Source organism: Nonomuraea fuscirosea (assembly GCF_035917475.1).
GTDB lineage: Bacteria > Actinomycetota > Actinomycetes > Streptosporangiales > Streptosporangiaceae > Nonomuraea > Nonomuraea fuscirosea.
This window is the reverse complement of sequence record NZ_CP109074.1, coordinates 1,922,780-1,937,615: the sequence shown is the minus strand read 5'-3', so window position 1 is coordinate 1,937,615 and position 14,836 is coordinate 1,922,780. Positions and strand designations below refer to the sequence as shown.

Below are 14,836 nucleotides of genomic sequence, written 5' to 3'. Positions count from 1 at the left end.
GACCGTGGCTCGGTCCTGGCTCGGCCCGTGGTCAGCCCGAGGTCACGCCGGGGCCGTTATCCACCCGCGCTCGGCCCGTGGGTCAGCCCGTGGTCAGCCCGTGCTCACGTCCGCCGCCGACAGGTACGAGCCGCCGCTCTCCCGCGTTTCTTCCAGCCGGACGTAACGAGCCTCCACGGCCGCGAACCCCGCCGTCTTCAGCCGGGCGTCCAGCTCCGTGCACGTCTCCGTGACCGTGACCGGCACCTCGATGGGCTCGTCCCCGACCGTCACCGTGACGCGGTGCTCGCCGGGCGGCGTGTCCCTGGGCGCGATGATCCGGACGGCCGCGGTGACGCCCTGATGGGCGGGGACGTCCAGGCACGAGGTGGCGGGGGTGGCGGTGAGCGGCGCGTCCGCGGTCACCGTGAGCGGCCGGGTGAGCGGGTCGCCGGTGTTGTCGACGACCCGCGCGACCACGTCCGCTGTCCGGAACGTCCCTAGACTCGTCCCGTGGAGTTGCGGATCTATCCCGACGGCCCAGCCGTCCAGGTGGCCGACGAGGCCGAAGCCCTGACCAGCCCGCTCGACGGACAGCTCGTCCTCGACGGCGACCGGTTCCTGCGCAGGGACGTCACGGGCGCCCCCGTCGCGTTCGTGCCGCGCCCGCCCGTCGCCGCGGCCCTCGACCTGCTGCCCCATCCTGAGGGCGGCTGGTTCCGCGAGACGTGGCGCTCGCCGGTGACATTCGAGCCGGAGGGCTATCAGGGGGCGCGGGCCAGCGCCACCGCCATCTACTTCCTGCTGCATCCGGGCGAGGAGTCGGTGCCGCACGTGGTGAGGTCGGCCGAGATCTGGCTGTGGCACCGCGGCGGCCCGCTCAGCCTGACGATCGGGGACGTGGACGTGCTGCTGGGGCCCGACGTGGAGCACGGGCAGGTGCCGCAGGCGGTCGTGCCCGGCGGGGTGTGGCAGTCGGCGCGGCCGGCCGGCGCGGAGGCGGTGCTGGTGAGCTGCCTGGTCTCCCCCGGCTTCGACTTCGCCGACTTCACCGCCTGACGTCACGCCCGGCTCGGCGGGCATCGTACGGGAGGATCCCTTGGTTGAGTGCCTTCCGCGCGGGCAGCAGCCCGCTGGAAGAGGGAGGTGTGGTCATGAGGACCAAGGAATGGGCCGTGCGGATCGAGCTCGCCGAGGACGGCGACGACACCACGGCACGCGCGACGCTCACCGCGCCCGCCGGGCACGACACCACGGAGACCGGCCACGACACCGCAGTGGCCGGACGCGACGGGACAGACGCCGGACCCGCCACGACGGAGGCGGGGCGGGCCCTGACGGGGGTCGGGCGGGCGCGGCGCAATCCCGCGGACGCGCGCGTGGCCGGGATCGGCGACGAGCTGGCCGCCTCCCGCGCGCTGGCCGACCTGGCCGAGCAGCTCGCCGTCATCACGAACCGCGACATCGCCGAGTCGTCCGCCGAGTCCCCCGCCCCGAGCCGATCGTGGTGAACGACTCACCGCACGTGACCTGTAGCAGCCGCACCACACAAGGAGTGACGTATGGTCCGTAAAGCCGTGATCCCGGTGGCCGGTCTGGGCACCCGGCTGCTGCCCCTCACCAAGGCGCTGCCGAAGGAGATGCTGCCGATCGGCGACAAGCCCGTCATCGAGCACACCATCCGCGAGCTCGTCGACTCCGGCATCGACGAGATCACCATCGTCACCTCGGCCCGCAAGGACCTGGTGCAGCGGCACTTCGCCCCGGACGCCGACCTGGAGCGGCAGCTGCGCGAGGCGGGCAAGGACGACCTGGCCGCCGCGGTGGCCGAGCTGTCGTCGCTGGCGCACATCACGTACCTGTACCAGAACGGCCCGTACGGCAACGGCACCCCCGTGCTGAACGCCGCCCGCGTCATCGGCGACGAGCCGTTCATGGTGCTGTGGGCCGACGACGTGTTCGTGGCGGAGGTGCCGCGCGCCCGGCAGCTCAAGGCGGCCTACGAGGCGACGGGGGCGCCGGTGCTGGCGCTGATGCCGATGGAGGTCGAGGACGCCTCCCGCTACGGCGTGCCGATCGTCGAGGAGGATCTCGGCGGCGGCCGGCTGCGCGTCTCCGGCCTGGTGGAGAAGCCGCGCCCGGAGGAGGCTCCGTCCCGGTACGCGGCCATCGGCGGTTACGTCGTCACCCCCGGCGTCGTCGCCGAGCTGGAGGCGGCCACGCGCCGCTGGCACGAGGACCCGCAGGGCGAGATCTACCTCACCGACGCGCTGCACCGCCACGCCGCCGCGCACCCGGTGTACGGGCAGGTCATCGACGGCACCTGGTACGACACCGGCTCACCGCTCAACTATCTGCGGGCGCAGTTCGCCGCCGCGCTGGCCGATCCGGCGCACGGGCCGGAGCTGCGCAAACTGGCCCTGGAGAGCTAGCGTCTACCGGAGAACTTACGGAGGAGGGCCCCGGTGAGCCGAAACATCGTTTCCATCGTGGGCGGCAAGGACGCCGCCGCAGCGACCACGTACGACTCGACCAACCCCGCCCGCACGAGCGAGGTCGTGGCTCGGGTCGGGCTGGCCGACGCGGACACGTTCGCCGCCGCCTGCCGCACCGCCAAGGAGGCGCAGCGCGAGTGGGCCAGGGTGCCCGCGCCGGTGCGCGGCAGGGTGATCGCCTCGATCGGGCGGCTGGTGGAGGAGAACGCCGAGGCGCTGGCGCGGCTGGTGACCGAGGAGATCGGCAAGCCGTACGCGGAGGCTCTGGGCGAGGTCAGGGAGATCGTCGACACGTGTGACTTCTTCCTGGGCGAGGGCCGCAGGTTGTACGGGCAGACGGTGCCGTCCGAGATGCCGGACAAGAACCTGTTCACCTTCCGCAACCCGATCGGCGTGGCGGCGGTCGTCACGGCGGGCAACTTCCCGGTGGCGGTCCCGTCGTGGTACCTGGTGCCGGCCCTGCTGTGCGGCAACGCCGTCGTCTGGAAGCCCGCCGAGTACGCCGCCGCCTCCGCGCACGCGATGTTCCGGCTGTTCACGGCGGCGGGCCTGCCCGACGGAGTGCTGAACATCGTCTTCGCCGACGGCGCCGACACCTTCCGCGGCCTGGAGCTGGCCCTGGAGGAGGGCAGCGTGCAGAAGGTGGGCTTCACCGGCTCCAGCGAGGTGGGCAGGAAGGTCGGCGAGCTGACCGGGCGGCACCTGCAGTCCGCCTGCCTGGAACTGGGCGGCAAGAACCCCATGGTGATCATGCCGGACGCCGACCTCGACCTGGCCGTGGAGGGCGCGCTGTTCTCCGGCTTCGGCACCGCGGGCCAGCGGTGCACGAGTCTCGGCACGGTCATCGTGCACGAGAGCGTGCACGACGCGTTCGTCGAACGGTTCGCGCGGGCCGTAGGCGAGGCCGAGATCGGCGACCCGGCCGGCGACGTGCTGGCGGGGCCGCTGCTCGACCAGAAGTTCGCCGACCGCTACGAGGAGTACCTGACCTGGATCCAGCCCCACCACCAGGTCGTCACGGGTCCCACGGGCCGCGTCACCGGCGGCAACCCGCGCGGCGGCTTCGACGGCGCCGGCGGCCTCTACTACCACCCGGTCGTGGTGGACGGCGTACGGCCGGGCGACCGGCTGTTCATGGAGGAGACGTTCGGCCCGATCGTGGGCGTCACCACGTTCGCCACCCTGGACGAGGCGGTCGAGCTGGCCAACCTGCCCGGCTACGGGCTGTCGAGCTCCATCTACACCACCGACCCGAAGCACGCCTTCCGCTTCCGCGAGGGCATCTCGGCCGGCATGGTCAGCGTCAACAACTCCACCTCGGGGGCCGAGGCGCACCTGCCGTTCGGCGGCAACGGCAAGTCGGGCAACGGCAGCCGCCAGTCCGGCATGTGGGTGCTCGACCAGTTCACCCGCTGGCAGGCGATGAACTGGGACCACTCAGGGCGCCTGCAGAAGGCCCAGATGGACGTGGCCGAGATCGTCCCCGATCTGGGCTTCCGCCTGGCATGAGAAACGGGGGCCCCGATCGGGGCCCCCGTCACTCGTCGGTCGGTCAGACCTGGCCGGCCTTCTCCAGGGCCGAGCAGCAGGTGTTCACCAGCAGGCGGGTGACCACGTACGGGTCGATGTTGGCGTTGGGGCGGCGGTCCTCGATGTAGCCCTTCTTGTCCACCTCGACCTGCCACGGGATGCGCACCGAGGCGCCGCGGTTGGAGACGCCGTAGGTGTACTTGTTCCACGGGGCGGTCTCGTGGTGGCCGGTGAGGCGGGACTCGATGTCGGCGCCGTACTGGCTGACGTGCTCCATCGGCTTGTCGCCCTCGCCGAGCGACTCGCAGGCGGTGATGATGGCCTCGTAGCCCTCACGCATGGCCTTGGTGGAGAAGTTGGTGTGCGCGCCGGCGCCGTTCCAGTCGCCGCGGGCGGGCTTGGCGTCGAGGGTGGCCTCCACGCCGTGCTCCTCGGCGGTCCGGTAGAGCAGGTAACGGGCGATCCACAGGTGGTCGGCGACCTCGATCGGACCGGCCGGGCCGACCTGGAACTCCCACTGGCCCGGCATGACCTCGGCGTTGATGCCGGAGATCTTCAGGCCGGCGGCGAGGCAGCGGTCGAGGTGGAGCTCGACGATCTCGCGGCCGAACACGGCCTCGGCGCCCACGCCGCAGTAGTAGTGGCCCTGCGGGGCGGGGAAGCCGCCCTCGGGGAAGCCGAGCGGGCGGCTGCCCTTGAAGAACGTGTACTCCTGCTCGATGCCGAACCAGGACTCCTGCGCCGCGAACTGCTCGGCGACCGGGCGCAGCAGCGCACGCGTGTTGCTGGCGTGCGGCTCGCCGTCGATCTCCTCGACCTCGCACAGGACGAGCTTGTGCTCGCCGCCGCGGATCGGGTCGGGGCAGGTGAACACCGGGCGGAGCACGCGGTCCGACGAGTGACCCTCGGCCTGGTTGGTGCTGGAGCCGTCGAAGCCCCAGACCGGAGGCTCGGCTCCGTCGGCCAGGATCTTCGTCTTCGAGCGCAGCAGAGCCGTGGGCTCGGTGCCGTCGATCCAGATGTACTCAGCCTTGTAGCTCACGGCGGTCCTTTCGGGGTTTCTCTCAGCCACGCCGAGTCTTACGGATGGCCGTTTCCCGCTTTTTGCCCGAATGTGAACGGCGTGTTAATCAGGGACCGCTCCGCACCGTGCCGTCACCCGCGACGGTGAGCACCGCCTGCGGGCCCGCCTTGCCGCAGTCGGGGCCGTTGGGGTACAGGCCGCGCGGCGTGGCCTCGATCGTACGCTCCAGCACCGGCTCGGATCCGCCGCCCCGCAGCGTCAGGCGCACCCGCACCGGCCGTTCCGGCAGCCCCTGGACGTCGCCGAACCCGTTCTTGTCCCCTGTGGGCACGGCCTGCACGGCGCAGGTGTCGCCCGAGCAGGTCTCCCGGCCGGGCCGCGAGGACGGGTGCAGCGGGGCCCGCGCCTGCCGGCAGGAGCCGTCCCAGCACACGTCCAGCTCCACTGACTCGGTCCTGGCGGCGAGCGGTTCCCGTACGTGCACCGACACTCCGGCGGCGGCGCCGATCAGCGTGCAGGGGACGTCGTCCGAGCAGCCCGCGGTGAGCAGGAGGGCGCAGGCGAGCAGGACGGAGGCGGGGGAGGCGAGTCGCGGCACACCCCTAAGACGCGGGCTGGTCGCGTCCGGTTCGACGGGCTTTCGCGTGATACGAGCGGGACGAGGGCCGGCGGGGCGGGCATGAGGGCGGGTGATCGGGGTAACACCTGCCACGACAACCCCGCAAAGGCCGCCTTTCCCCACGGCGGCCCGCACCTCTGGAGCCTTGAGTGGACGTTTCCGCCGGCGTGTGGTGGCTCACGATCGTGGGGATCGCCGGGCTGCTGCTGTTCGACTTCGTCTTCCACGTCCGCAAGGCTCACGTCCCCACCCTGCGCGAGGCCTCGATCTGGTCGTCCCTGTACGTGGGCGTCGCGCTGCTGTTCGGCGCCGGCGTCTGGCTCTTCGGCGGCGCCGATCCCGGTGCCGAGTACTTCGCCGGCTACGTGACGGAGAAGGCGCTGTCGGTCGACAACCTCTTCGTCTTCCTCGTCATCATGGGCAGCTTCAAGGTGCCCCGCGCCGACCAGCAGAAGGCGCTGCTGTTCGGCATCGTCTTCTCGCTCGTCGCGCGCACCGGTTTCATCCTGCTGGGCGCGGCGCTGATCAACACGTTCGCCTGGGTGTTCTACCTGTTCGGCCTGATCCTGCTGCTCACGGCGGGCAACCTGCTCAAGCCGGAGGGCGGTGACGGCCGCTCCCCCGACAACCTCATGGTCCGGGTCGCGCGCCGGCTGCTGCACACGAGCGACACCTACGACGGCGACCGGCTCTTCACCGTCCAGGACGGCAAGCGGGTCATGACGCCGATGTTGCTGGTCATGATCGCCATCGGCGGGACCGACGTGCTGTTCGCCCTCGACTCGATCCCGGCCATCTTCGGCCTCACCCAGAACGTCTACCTCGTCTTCACCGCGACCGCGTTCTCCCTGCTGGGGCTGCGCCAGCTGTACTTCCTCATCGACGGACTGCTCGACCGGCTCATCTACCTGGCCTACGGGCTGGCCGCGATCCTGGCCTTCATCGGGGTCAAGCTGGTCCTGCACGCGCTGCACGAGAACAACGTGCCGTTCATCAACGAGGGCGAGCCGGTGCCGGTCGTGGAGATCAGCACGGGGCTGTCCCTGTCGGTGATCGTCGGGGTGCTGCTGGTCACGGTGGTGGCCTCGCTGGCCAGCCCGAAGGGCCGGGCCCAGAACACGGTGTCGGGGGTACGCCGGTACGCGGAGGCGTACCTGGACGTCGAGCACGACCCGGTGGTGCGCGAGGAGTTCTTCGACCGGCTGCTCGTGAAGGAGGAGCAGCTGCGGCAGCTGCCGGAGCGATACCGCCGGGAGATCCGCGACGAGGACCGCCTGCCGGCCCTGCTGCGCCGCGCCCACGAGGAACACGACCGGGCCGGACCATCCGCCGGGCGGCCGGTGTGACCGCAGGCCGGGCTTGTCCGGACAGCAGGCCGGGCGGCCGGTGGTGCCGACCGCCCGGGACGCGCGGGCGCGGTCAGCCGCCGCGCCGGTCGGTGCCGTTGCCGTTGCCGTCGTAGCCGAGCAACCGCATGGCCGTGTCCGGGTCCATCGCCGCGGCCAGCAGCTGCGCTCTGGCGTGGGCCTGGTCGCGTTCCTGCTCGGCCTTCACCTGCGCCGCGCGGACGCCCTTGATCGCCACGAACGCCAGCCCGGCGCCCACGATGACCGCGACGACCACGACGAACAGCAGGAGCAGCAGCCCTGGCGAGGCCACCGAGGGAGCGGCGGCCGAGCCGGCGGCGTTCCCGCCGCCGAGCACGCCCGTCACGGCGAGCGCGGCGATGACGGAGATGACCACGAGGGCGAGCAGGCTGGCGACGACGAGCCAGATGCGGCCGGCCCGGCGGCGCCGCTGCGGCGACGGCGTGCTCGCCGCGGGCGTGCCCACGACGACCGGCACCGGCGCCGAGGCCGCTGAGACCCCCGAGGCAGGGCCGTTGGCGGGACCGGCGCCCGGCTGGGTGCCGGCCCAGGGCACGAACTCGGGCCGGTCGGCCGGCTCGCGCTGCGGATCCTGACCGACCTGAACGGGCGGCCCCGTGGGAGGCGGCGCCTGGATCCCCGGCGGGCGCCCAGCAGGAGACCCAGCAGGAGACCCGGCAGGAGGTGCTGCCGTGGCCGGTCCGGGTGGGGGCAGCACCTGGATCCCGGTGGGCGGGGCCGCGAAGGGCGGCGCGGGCACGCCCGTCCCCGGCGCGGCGGAGCCGACCGTCACGACCGGAGCCTCCTCCACGTGCCCGGGCAGCGCGCGGTCGATGTGACTGTGCTCCTTGTGCGCCCTGGCCGCGTCGTGGTGGTACTCCTCCAGTTCCTGGTAGAGCTCGTCGGAGGCGTAGATGGTGCCGTCGACGAGCGGCCCCGGCTCCCTGCGGATGACGGCGACCACGTCGTCGCCGTTGAGGGTCTTGTGCGTCTCCAGCGCGTGCGCCAGGCACAGCACGTCCCTGCGGTGCTCCTCCAGCAGTCGCTCGGTCCGCTCCAGCAGCCGCACCAGGTTGAACTCGATGCGCTCGCCGAGCACGTCGGGCGCGAGGTCGGGCTGGCGCCTGGCCGGCTCCCGCTCGGTGATGCCGATGCCGGCGCCGGGCCCGCGCTTGCGCATGGCCTTGCCACCCATGATCTCCAGCTCCTGGAGCGCGGGCAGCGAGGTGACGCCGGAGCCCATCCCCCAGTACGACTCCATCATCGCGGTCAGGTAGGTGGCCGAGTAGAGGTCGCCGGAGACGCCGGAGGAGTTGTCCTCGCCGAAGAACATGCGCTCGCCGGCCAGCGAGGCCAGGGAGACCATGATGTCGGCCTCGTGCTCCGACTTCCACCGGGTGAACTGGTCCTCGGGCTTGATCGAGGCGACCATGCCCAGGTAGTCGGCGCCCTTCTCGATGGTGGCGATGTCGATCTCGAGGTGGAAGCGGGTCACGTACGCGACGACGGCGTGGCAGGCCTCGTGCACGGCCACGGCGTGCCGTTCGCGCTCGATGTACTCGACGTCCTCGGGCGGCCCGAGCTGCTTGAGCCGCTTGGCGCGCAGCACGTCCGACCAGGTGATGACCTCGCGGCCGTCCCTGATGGCCGTGATGAGCGACTCGTTGACCAGGTCCTTGATGGTGGCGCCGGTCGCGTACGGGGTGATCGTGGCGAGCTTGTCGATCTGCTCGGGCGTGAGCTCGTGCCACACCTTGTCGAAATAGCCCTGGTACGTGCGCACCCGCCCCGCCTTGGACGGATAGCCGACCTTGTAGATGCGGTCGATGCGGCCGGGCCGCAGCAGCGCCTCGTCCAGCGCGTCGGGCCGGTTGGTGGCCATCATGACGAGGATGCGGTATTTGGGCGGGGGCTTGGGCCGCATGCCGAGCAGCCGGCGGACGAGCCGGTTGAAGAAGCCGCGCGGCTTCTTCAACCCGGACAGCTCGGTGAGCAGCGCCTGCAGCGTGCCGGTGTCGCCGCCGCCGCCGTTCATGCCGCCGCCCATGAAGAAGCGGTTGCGCCGGCCCGGCTCCTCCTCCCCCCGGCCACCGCCACTGAAGGCGAGCAGCTGGCGGGTGGCCTCGGACATGTAGTTCGCGCCGTGGCAGCCGGCGACGCCCGACAGGCCGGAGAAGCCGCCGCCCTGTCCCGGCGGGCCCTGCTGGGCCAGGCGGCCGCGCTTGCCGAGGGAGTCGGCCTCGTCGAAGAAGACGATGACTCCGCCGTACCGGAGGGCCAGTTTGCGCAGTTTCCTGAACAGCGACTTGACCTTGAGGATGCCGATGCCCATGAACATGTTCGTGAACGCGCCCGGATCCACGAACACGTACGGCTTGCCGGTCTCTCCGGCCACGGCCTCGGCCATGAGGGTCTTGCCGGTGCCCGGCGGCCCCCACAGCAGCAGGCCGCTGGGGACGTATCCGCCGCGCCGCTCGATCTCGTCCGGCCGCTCCAGGAAGACGATGTTCTCCCTGACGCGCTCGACCACGTGATCCTGCCCCCACACGTCGTGGAAGCGGGTCTTGATGTCGTCGGGGAAGTACGTCTCGACGCCGCCCCTGGACAGGAACCAGAACAGGCCGACGAACTGGATGATGACGAAGAAGAACAGGAAGACGATCTGCAGGAAGAACGGCAGCGCCTGCCAGATCAGCGCCGGGGCCTGGAGCAGCGCGGCGAACGGGCTGATGTCCAACACCGCCCCCAGCACCAGGGCGATCAGGGTGATGAAGAAGGCGATCTTGAGCGCCCTGGCGAGGCGGAAGCGGGTCCAGTCGTCGAAGCGGCGGTGGGTCCAGCGTTCGAAGCCGCCGAAGACCTTCTGGCTCCAGAAGCGGTGGTAGGCAGACCAGTGCTCGCTGACGAAGAAGTGCAGCTGCCTGATCGCCTCGGCGCCGAGCAGCCAGAAGATCCACTGGTATTCGACGGCGATCTTCTGCGCGGCCTCGGGGAAGGTCATGATGCCTTCGAAGTCGGCCATCACCTTCCACGTGAGGATCAGATAGGCCAGCACCAGGACGATGAGGAATTTGCTCCGGTCCCAGAACTGCATTTTCTTCCTGGTCACGGATTCGGGGTCGGAAGGCCCGCTGCCGGGGGCGCGCAGCCCTTCGTGGTGAATGGTCGTGGTCAATGGTGCTCCCTCATCCGGGCAGCCGGAGCAGCTTGAACGAATTCGCGATCTTGTCGAACTCGGCGCCGCGCTTCTGGAAGCAGACCGACTGGCAGCCGATGAGCATGACGGAGACCGTGGCGCCCTTCTCGTCGAGGATCGCCGTGTGGTCGAAGGTCTGGACGTCGGCGCCGATCTGGTAGTTGAAGCGCACGTGGACGCCTCTCGCGCCGCCGTCCAGGCTGAGCACCTCGTCGCTGATGGGTTCGAAGCGGTTGAACATCGGCGGCTGGTTCGCGGTCACGGCCTGCTGCTGGTAGAGCAGGCGCACCTGCTCGGTCACCGGCAGGATGAAGTCGCGCAGTCTGTTGAGGGAGATCGTGTCGCGCTGCTCTTCGGTGAGCTGGTGCACGGCGGCGTAGACGAACGGGTCCGCCGAGCCGAGCAGGTGGTTGACCGAAGGCTTGGCCGACTGGTCGAAGGCCGTCGACCAGACCCGCTGCGCCCGCAGCGCCGCGGCCTGCGAGCTCGGGTGGTCACCGGACAGGTACAGTTCGATGGGATAGGCGTCGAGCTGCGTGAACGAGGCGGGCACCTTGAAGTACGTCGTTCCGGCCTTGTCACGGACGTAGGTGAACTCCGGCTGCCCGCACGCGGACAGCGTCAGGACCGCGACCATGAGCGCGATCAAACCCCGTGCTTTTTTCACCAGGGCTTACCTCCGCTTTACGGACCAACGGAGTTGTTGTGCCCGCTTTCAGCAGTGATGAGCCCAGATGACGCTGGAAAATCTTGACCAAATCTTGCCCGTCTATTGGCTTTACTTGTTACAGATCAAAACGCCCTCCGTGCTGGGGCTGCGGCGCTCCGCTACGTTCATGCAACCCCCCATTGGTTCCCCTCGGGAAGTAGCGAAAGATATGAGGATCCCTTCCGACACCTCCGGAGCGAACAATGACTGAACCCACCACGGAGACCGTGGACTCCTTCGGCATGAACGCCGAGCGCCAGTTCGCCGACGTGTGGTCGCGTTCGGTCCTGTCGGACAGGGAACGCCGCCTGCTCCTGCTCGGGCTGCTCGTCGGCGAGGGAATGCCCGAGATGACCGGCGCGCATCTCGACGTGGCCCTGCGCGCGGGAGAGCTGAGCGAGGTCGAACTGCGCGAGGTGGTGGTCGTCCTGACGCACTACGCGGGCTGGATCAGGGGGGCGAAGCTGAACGACCAGGTGGAGGAGCTGATCGAGCGGGTCAGGCGGGAACGATCCGGTAGATCGGGCCCCGCAGACTGAGTGCGTACAGCTCCCCGTCGGGGCCCTGGCCGAACGACGACAGCTGCTCGACCTCGCCGACCTCGGCGGCCTCTCCCAGCTCGTCCATCGGCGCGGCCTTGATCCAGCCGGCGCAGAAGTCGCCGTACAGGAACTGTCCCTGCAGCCAGGGGTTCTTCTCGCCCCGGTAGACGTAGCCCGCGATGACGGAGCAGTTGCCGCCTTCGCCCAGTGGGTAGACGATCACCGGCTCGACCAGGTCACGGGGGTTGGCCCGGCCGCGGAAGGGCCGGTCGCCCTCGCGCAGGTTCCAGCCGTAGTTCTCGCCGCCCTCGGAGCCGGCCGGCTGGTAGTTGACCTCCTCCAGCTCGTTCTGGCCGACGTCGCCGATCCACAGGTCGCCGGTGTCGCGGTCGAAGGTGAAGCGCCAGGGGTTGCGCAGGCCGTAGGCCCAGATCTCGGGCCGCGCGCCCTCCTTGCCGACGAACGGGTTGTCGCGCGGGATCGTGTACGGCTTGCCGCGCGGGTCGATGCGCAGGATCTTGCCGAGCAGCGTGCCGAGGTTCTGGCCGTTGCCCTGCGGGTCGCCCGCGCTGCCCCCGTCGCCGAAGGCGATGTAGAGCAGGCCGTCGGGGCCGAAGGCGAGCTGGCCGCCGTTGTGGTTGGCGAACGGCTGCTTCTGGGTGAGCACGTCGCGCCTGGCCGTGGCCCTGGTGCCGTCGTAGGCCCACTCGGTGATGTGGGTGGTGCCCCGCGCGTCGGTCCAGTCGAGGTAGACCCAGCGGCCGGTGGGGTGGAAGGCCACGCCGAGCAGCCCCTGCTCGTTGCCCGTGCTCACCTCGCGGGACAGGTCGATGACGGTCTCACCGGCGGTGGTGCGCAGCCGGCCGGTCTGCTCGGCGACGTAGAGCCGGTCGTCGCCGGTGCGCACAGCGAAGGCCACCGGCTGCTCCAGGGTGGCGATCTTGTCGAAGCGCAGCTTGCCCCGCGCGGGCGGCGGCGTGGTCTCGGGAGGCGTCGTCTCGGGCGTCGGCGTCGGGACGGCCGAGGTCACCGGGGCGGAGCTCGCCTGCCCCGAATCCGTGGACGGCCCGGAAGCCGGCACAGACGACGGGCCGGAGGTACACGCGGTGAGGGCCACGAGCAGGAGCACGGCCACGACGAGGCGCACGTGTTCATCCTGCCATGCCGGAGAGCGGGGACGTTAAGGTTCAGGCATGCCTACCGCATTGATCACCGGCGCGACCGCCGGCATCGGCGCCGCCTTCGCGCGGCGCCTGGCCGCCGACGCCTATTCGCTCGTCCTCGTGGCCAGGGACGAGCTCCGCCTGACCCAGGCCGCCGACCAGCTCAAGCTCAGGTACGGCGTGAACGTCGAGGTGCTGCCCGCCGACCTGGGCACCGACGAGGGTTTGGCCAAGGTCGAGTCGCGGCTGCGCGGCGGGGTCGACCTGCTGGTCAACAACGCCGGGTTCGGCAACGCGGGCCACTTCCCGCACGTGCCGGTCGAGGACGAGGTGCGCATGCTCAAGGTGCACTGCGAGGCCGTCCTGAGATTGACGCTGGCGGCGCTGCCCGGCATGACGGAGCGTGACCGGGGCGCGATCGTGAACGTGGCGTCCGTGGCGGCGTTCTTCACCCGCGGCACCTACAGCGCGTCGAAGGCGTGGGTGGTGAACTTCAGCGAGTCGGCCGCCAACGAGGTGGCCAACCCGCGCATCCGCATCATGGCGTTGTGCCCCGGTTTCGTGCGCACCGAGTTCCACCGGCGCGCCTCCATGGACGACTCGTCCATTCCGGGCTTCCTGTGGCTGAAGGCCGACGACGTGGTCCGCGAGGCGATGCGCGACCTGGCCTTGGGGCGGCGGGTGTCGGTCCCCGACCTGCGTTACAAGGCCATCGTGGCGGTCGGCCGGCTGGTGCCGCGCCGCCTGCAGGCCATGGTGTCGCAGCGGATCGGCCGCTGACCCCGTACCCGATCGTTCGTGCGGGTAAGAAAAGGGCCCCCGCCGCGGGAGGGGGTCGCGGTGGGGGCCCGGGCGACCGCGGGCGAGCCCGCGGCCGGGAACCAGGTGTCAGCGGCGAGGACTCAGCGGTTGGCCTCGTGACCGATGGACAGACCCGAGGTCGGGTCGAAGAAGTGCAGGTTGTGCGTGTCGACGACCAGGTCGATGTTCTGGCCGGGGCGCACGTGGCTGCGGGCGTTGACGCGGGCGGTCCACAGGGACTTGTCGCCCGTCAGCGGCAGCGCGGCCTCCTCGTCGTCACCGGTGTCGGCGGCGGCGACGGTGTCCTTGTGCTCGACCGGCGGGGCGTCGATGAGGAACAGCACGTTGATCTCGGAGCCCAGCTCCTCGGTGACCTCCGCCTTGACCGGCAGCGTGGCCCAGCCGTTGGCGTGGTTGCCGGCGGAGGCGGCGTCCTCGAAGTCCGACGGGCGGATGCCGAGGATGATCTTCTTGCCGATGTACTGGTCGAGGCCCGGCTTGTCGGAGAAGGTCGACTCGGGGATCGTCAGCTTGATGTCGGCGAACGTCACGGCGGGGCCGCCGTCGCCGCGGACCAGCTCGGCGGTGACGAAGTTCATCGAGGGCGAGCCCATGAAGCCGGCGACGAACAGGTTGACCGGCTTGTCGAACAGGTTCTGCGGGGTGTCGACCTGCTGGAGCAGGCCGTCGCGCAGGACGCAGACGCGGTCGCCGAGGGTCATGGCCTCGACCTGGTCGTGGGTGACGTAGACGGTGGTGACGCCGAGGCGCTCGTGCATCTGGTTGAGCGAGGCGCGCATGGAGACGCGGAGCTTGGCGTCCAGGTTGGACAGCGGCTCGTCCATGAGGAAGGCCTGCGGCTCACGGACGATGGCGCGGCCCATGGCGACTCGCTGGCGCTGACCACCGGAGAGCGCGGCCGGCTTGCGCTTGAGGTAGGTCTCGAGGCCGAGCATCTTGGCGGCGTCGTTGACCCGCTTCTGGATCTCCGGCTTGGGCATCTTGCGCAGCTTGAGACCGAAGGCGAGGTTCTCCTCGACCGTCATGTGGGGGTAGAGCGCGTAGTTCTGGAAGACCATCGCGATGTCGCGGTCCTTCGGCGGCAGGTGGTTGACCACCTTCTCGCCGATGGCGATCTCGCCGCCGCTGATGTCCTCCAGGCCGGCGATCATCCGCAGCGCGGTCGACTTACCGCAACCGGAGGGACCGACCAGCACCATGAACTCGCCATCCTTGATCTCAAGGTTGAGCCCGTTCACGGCCTTTACGCCACCGGCGTAGATCTTGTCGACGTTCGTCAGAACGATGGATGCCATGACATTCCTTCGCGCTCCAGGGCGGTAGCCCGGATGTTGTTACCGTGTCCCCACCAACGTGGATACGTTTTCAAGCATCTCACCCGAAACGGACA

General features: G+C 70.3%; 14 protein-coding genes. 7 read left to right on the top strand and 7 right to left on the bottom strand.

The annotated features are described in order from the left end of the window. Positions 1–93 precede the first annotated feature (93 nt). On the bottom strand, positions 94–459 hold the full coding sequence (locus tag OIE67_RS08720; RefSeq protein ID WP_326638395.1) for a hypothetical protein: 366 nt from the start codon (positions 457–459) through the stop codon (positions 94–96). A 33-nt stretch (positions 460–492) separates the two neighbouring features. Between OIE67_RS08720 and OIE67_RS08715 the strand changes: the two genes are divergently transcribed. The 4 genes from OIE67_RS08715 (at position 493) to OIE67_RS08700 (ending at position 3,983) form a co-directional block, all read left to right on the top strand. Further along, a complete protein-coding gene (locus OIE67_RS08715) occupies positions 493–1,038 on the top strand; it encodes a cupin domain-containing protein (RefSeq protein ID WP_326638394.1) in 546 nt (181 codons plus the stop codon). A gap of 95 nt (positions 1,039–1,133) precedes the next feature. Beyond that, positions 1,134–1,490, top strand: coding sequence for a dsRBD fold-containing protein (locus tag OIE67_RS08710; protein ID WP_326638392.1), 357 nt, complete (start codon positions 1,134–1,136; stop codon positions 1,488–1,490). 51 nt (positions 1,491–1,541) lie between these two features. After that, positions 1,542–2,411 carry a UTP--glucose-1-phosphate uridylyltransferase gene (locus OIE67_RS08705; protein ID WP_326638390.1) on the top strand — a complete coding sequence of 290 codons (870 nt, stop codon included), beginning with the start codon at positions 1,542–1,544 and terminating at the stop codon, positions 2,409–2,411. A 33-nt stretch (positions 2,412–2,444) separates the two neighbouring features. Beyond that, a complete protein-coding gene (locus tag OIE67_RS08700; RefSeq protein WP_326638388.1) occupies positions 2,445–3,983 on the top strand; it encodes an aldehyde dehydrogenase family protein in 1,539 nt (512 codons plus the stop codon). Positions 3,984–4,026: 43 nt separating this feature from the next. On the opposite strand, the gene glnII is transcribed toward OIE67_RS08700, so the two are convergent. Further along, positions 4,027–5,046, bottom strand: coding sequence for a glutamine synthetase (gene glnII, locus OIE67_RS08695; RefSeq protein ID WP_326638386.1), 1,020 nt, complete (start codon positions 5,044–5,046; stop codon positions 4,027–4,029). A gap of 88 nt (positions 5,047–5,134) precedes the next feature. Beyond that, entirely contained in the window at positions 5,135–5,626 is a 492-nt protein-coding gene (locus OIE67_RS08690; protein ID WP_326638384.1) for a hypothetical protein, read from the bottom strand. A gap of 170 nt (positions 5,627–5,796) precedes the next feature. On the opposite strand from OIE67_RS08690, the gene OIE67_RS08685 reads away from it, so the two are divergent. Further along, a complete protein-coding gene (locus OIE67_RS08685) occupies positions 5,797–6,993 on the top strand; it encodes a TerC family protein (RefSeq protein ID WP_326638382.1) in 1,197 nt (398 codons plus the stop codon). Positions 6,994–7,066: 73 nt separating this feature from the next. Here the strand turns inward: OIE67_RS08685 and OIE67_RS08680 are convergent, their stop codons facing one another. Continuing rightward, positions 7,067–10,189, bottom strand: a complete 3,123-nt coding sequence (locus OIE67_RS08680; RefSeq protein WP_326638380.1) for an AAA family ATPase — start codon at positions 10,187–10,189, stop codon at positions 7,067–7,069. Between the two features lie 10 nt (positions 10,190–10,199). Next, positions 10,200–10,847: a hypothetical protein gene (locus tag OIE67_RS08675; RefSeq protein ID WP_326638378.1), complete on the bottom strand. Its 648-nt coding sequence runs from the start codon at positions 10,845–10,847 to the stop codon at positions 10,200–10,202. Between the two features lie 275 nt (positions 10,848–11,122). Here OIE67_RS08675 and OIE67_RS08670 point away from each other — a divergent pair, with 275 nt between their 5' ends. Next, a complete protein-coding gene (locus tag OIE67_RS08670; RefSeq protein WP_326638375.1) occupies positions 11,123–11,458 on the top strand; it encodes a carboxymuconolactone decarboxylase family protein in 336 nt (111 codons plus the stop codon). Here the strand turns inward: OIE67_RS08670 and OIE67_RS08665 are convergent. After that, on the bottom strand, positions 11,418–12,608 hold the full coding sequence (locus OIE67_RS08665) for a PQQ-dependent sugar dehydrogenase (protein ID WP_326638373.1): 1,191 nt from the start codon (positions 12,606–12,608) through the stop codon (positions 11,418–11,420). The two genes, OIE67_RS08670 and OIE67_RS08665, sit on opposite strands and share 41 nt — an antisense overlap. A 46-nt stretch (positions 12,609–12,654) precedes the next feature. Between OIE67_RS08665 and OIE67_RS08660 the strand changes: the two genes are divergently transcribed. Beyond that, positions 12,655–13,404, top strand: a complete 750-nt coding sequence (locus OIE67_RS08660) for an SDR family NAD(P)-dependent oxidoreductase (RefSeq protein ID WP_326638371.1) — start codon at positions 12,655–12,657, stop codon at positions 13,402–13,404. Between the two features lie 122 nt (positions 13,405–13,526). On the opposite strand, the gene OIE67_RS08655 is transcribed toward OIE67_RS08660, so the two are convergent. Beyond that, complete coding sequence (locus OIE67_RS08655; protein ID WP_106234404.1) at positions 13,527–14,741, bottom strand: ABC transporter ATP-binding protein; 1,215 nt, start codon at positions 14,739–14,741, stop codon at positions 13,527–13,529. Between the last annotated feature and the right edge of the window lie 95 nt (positions 14,742–14,836).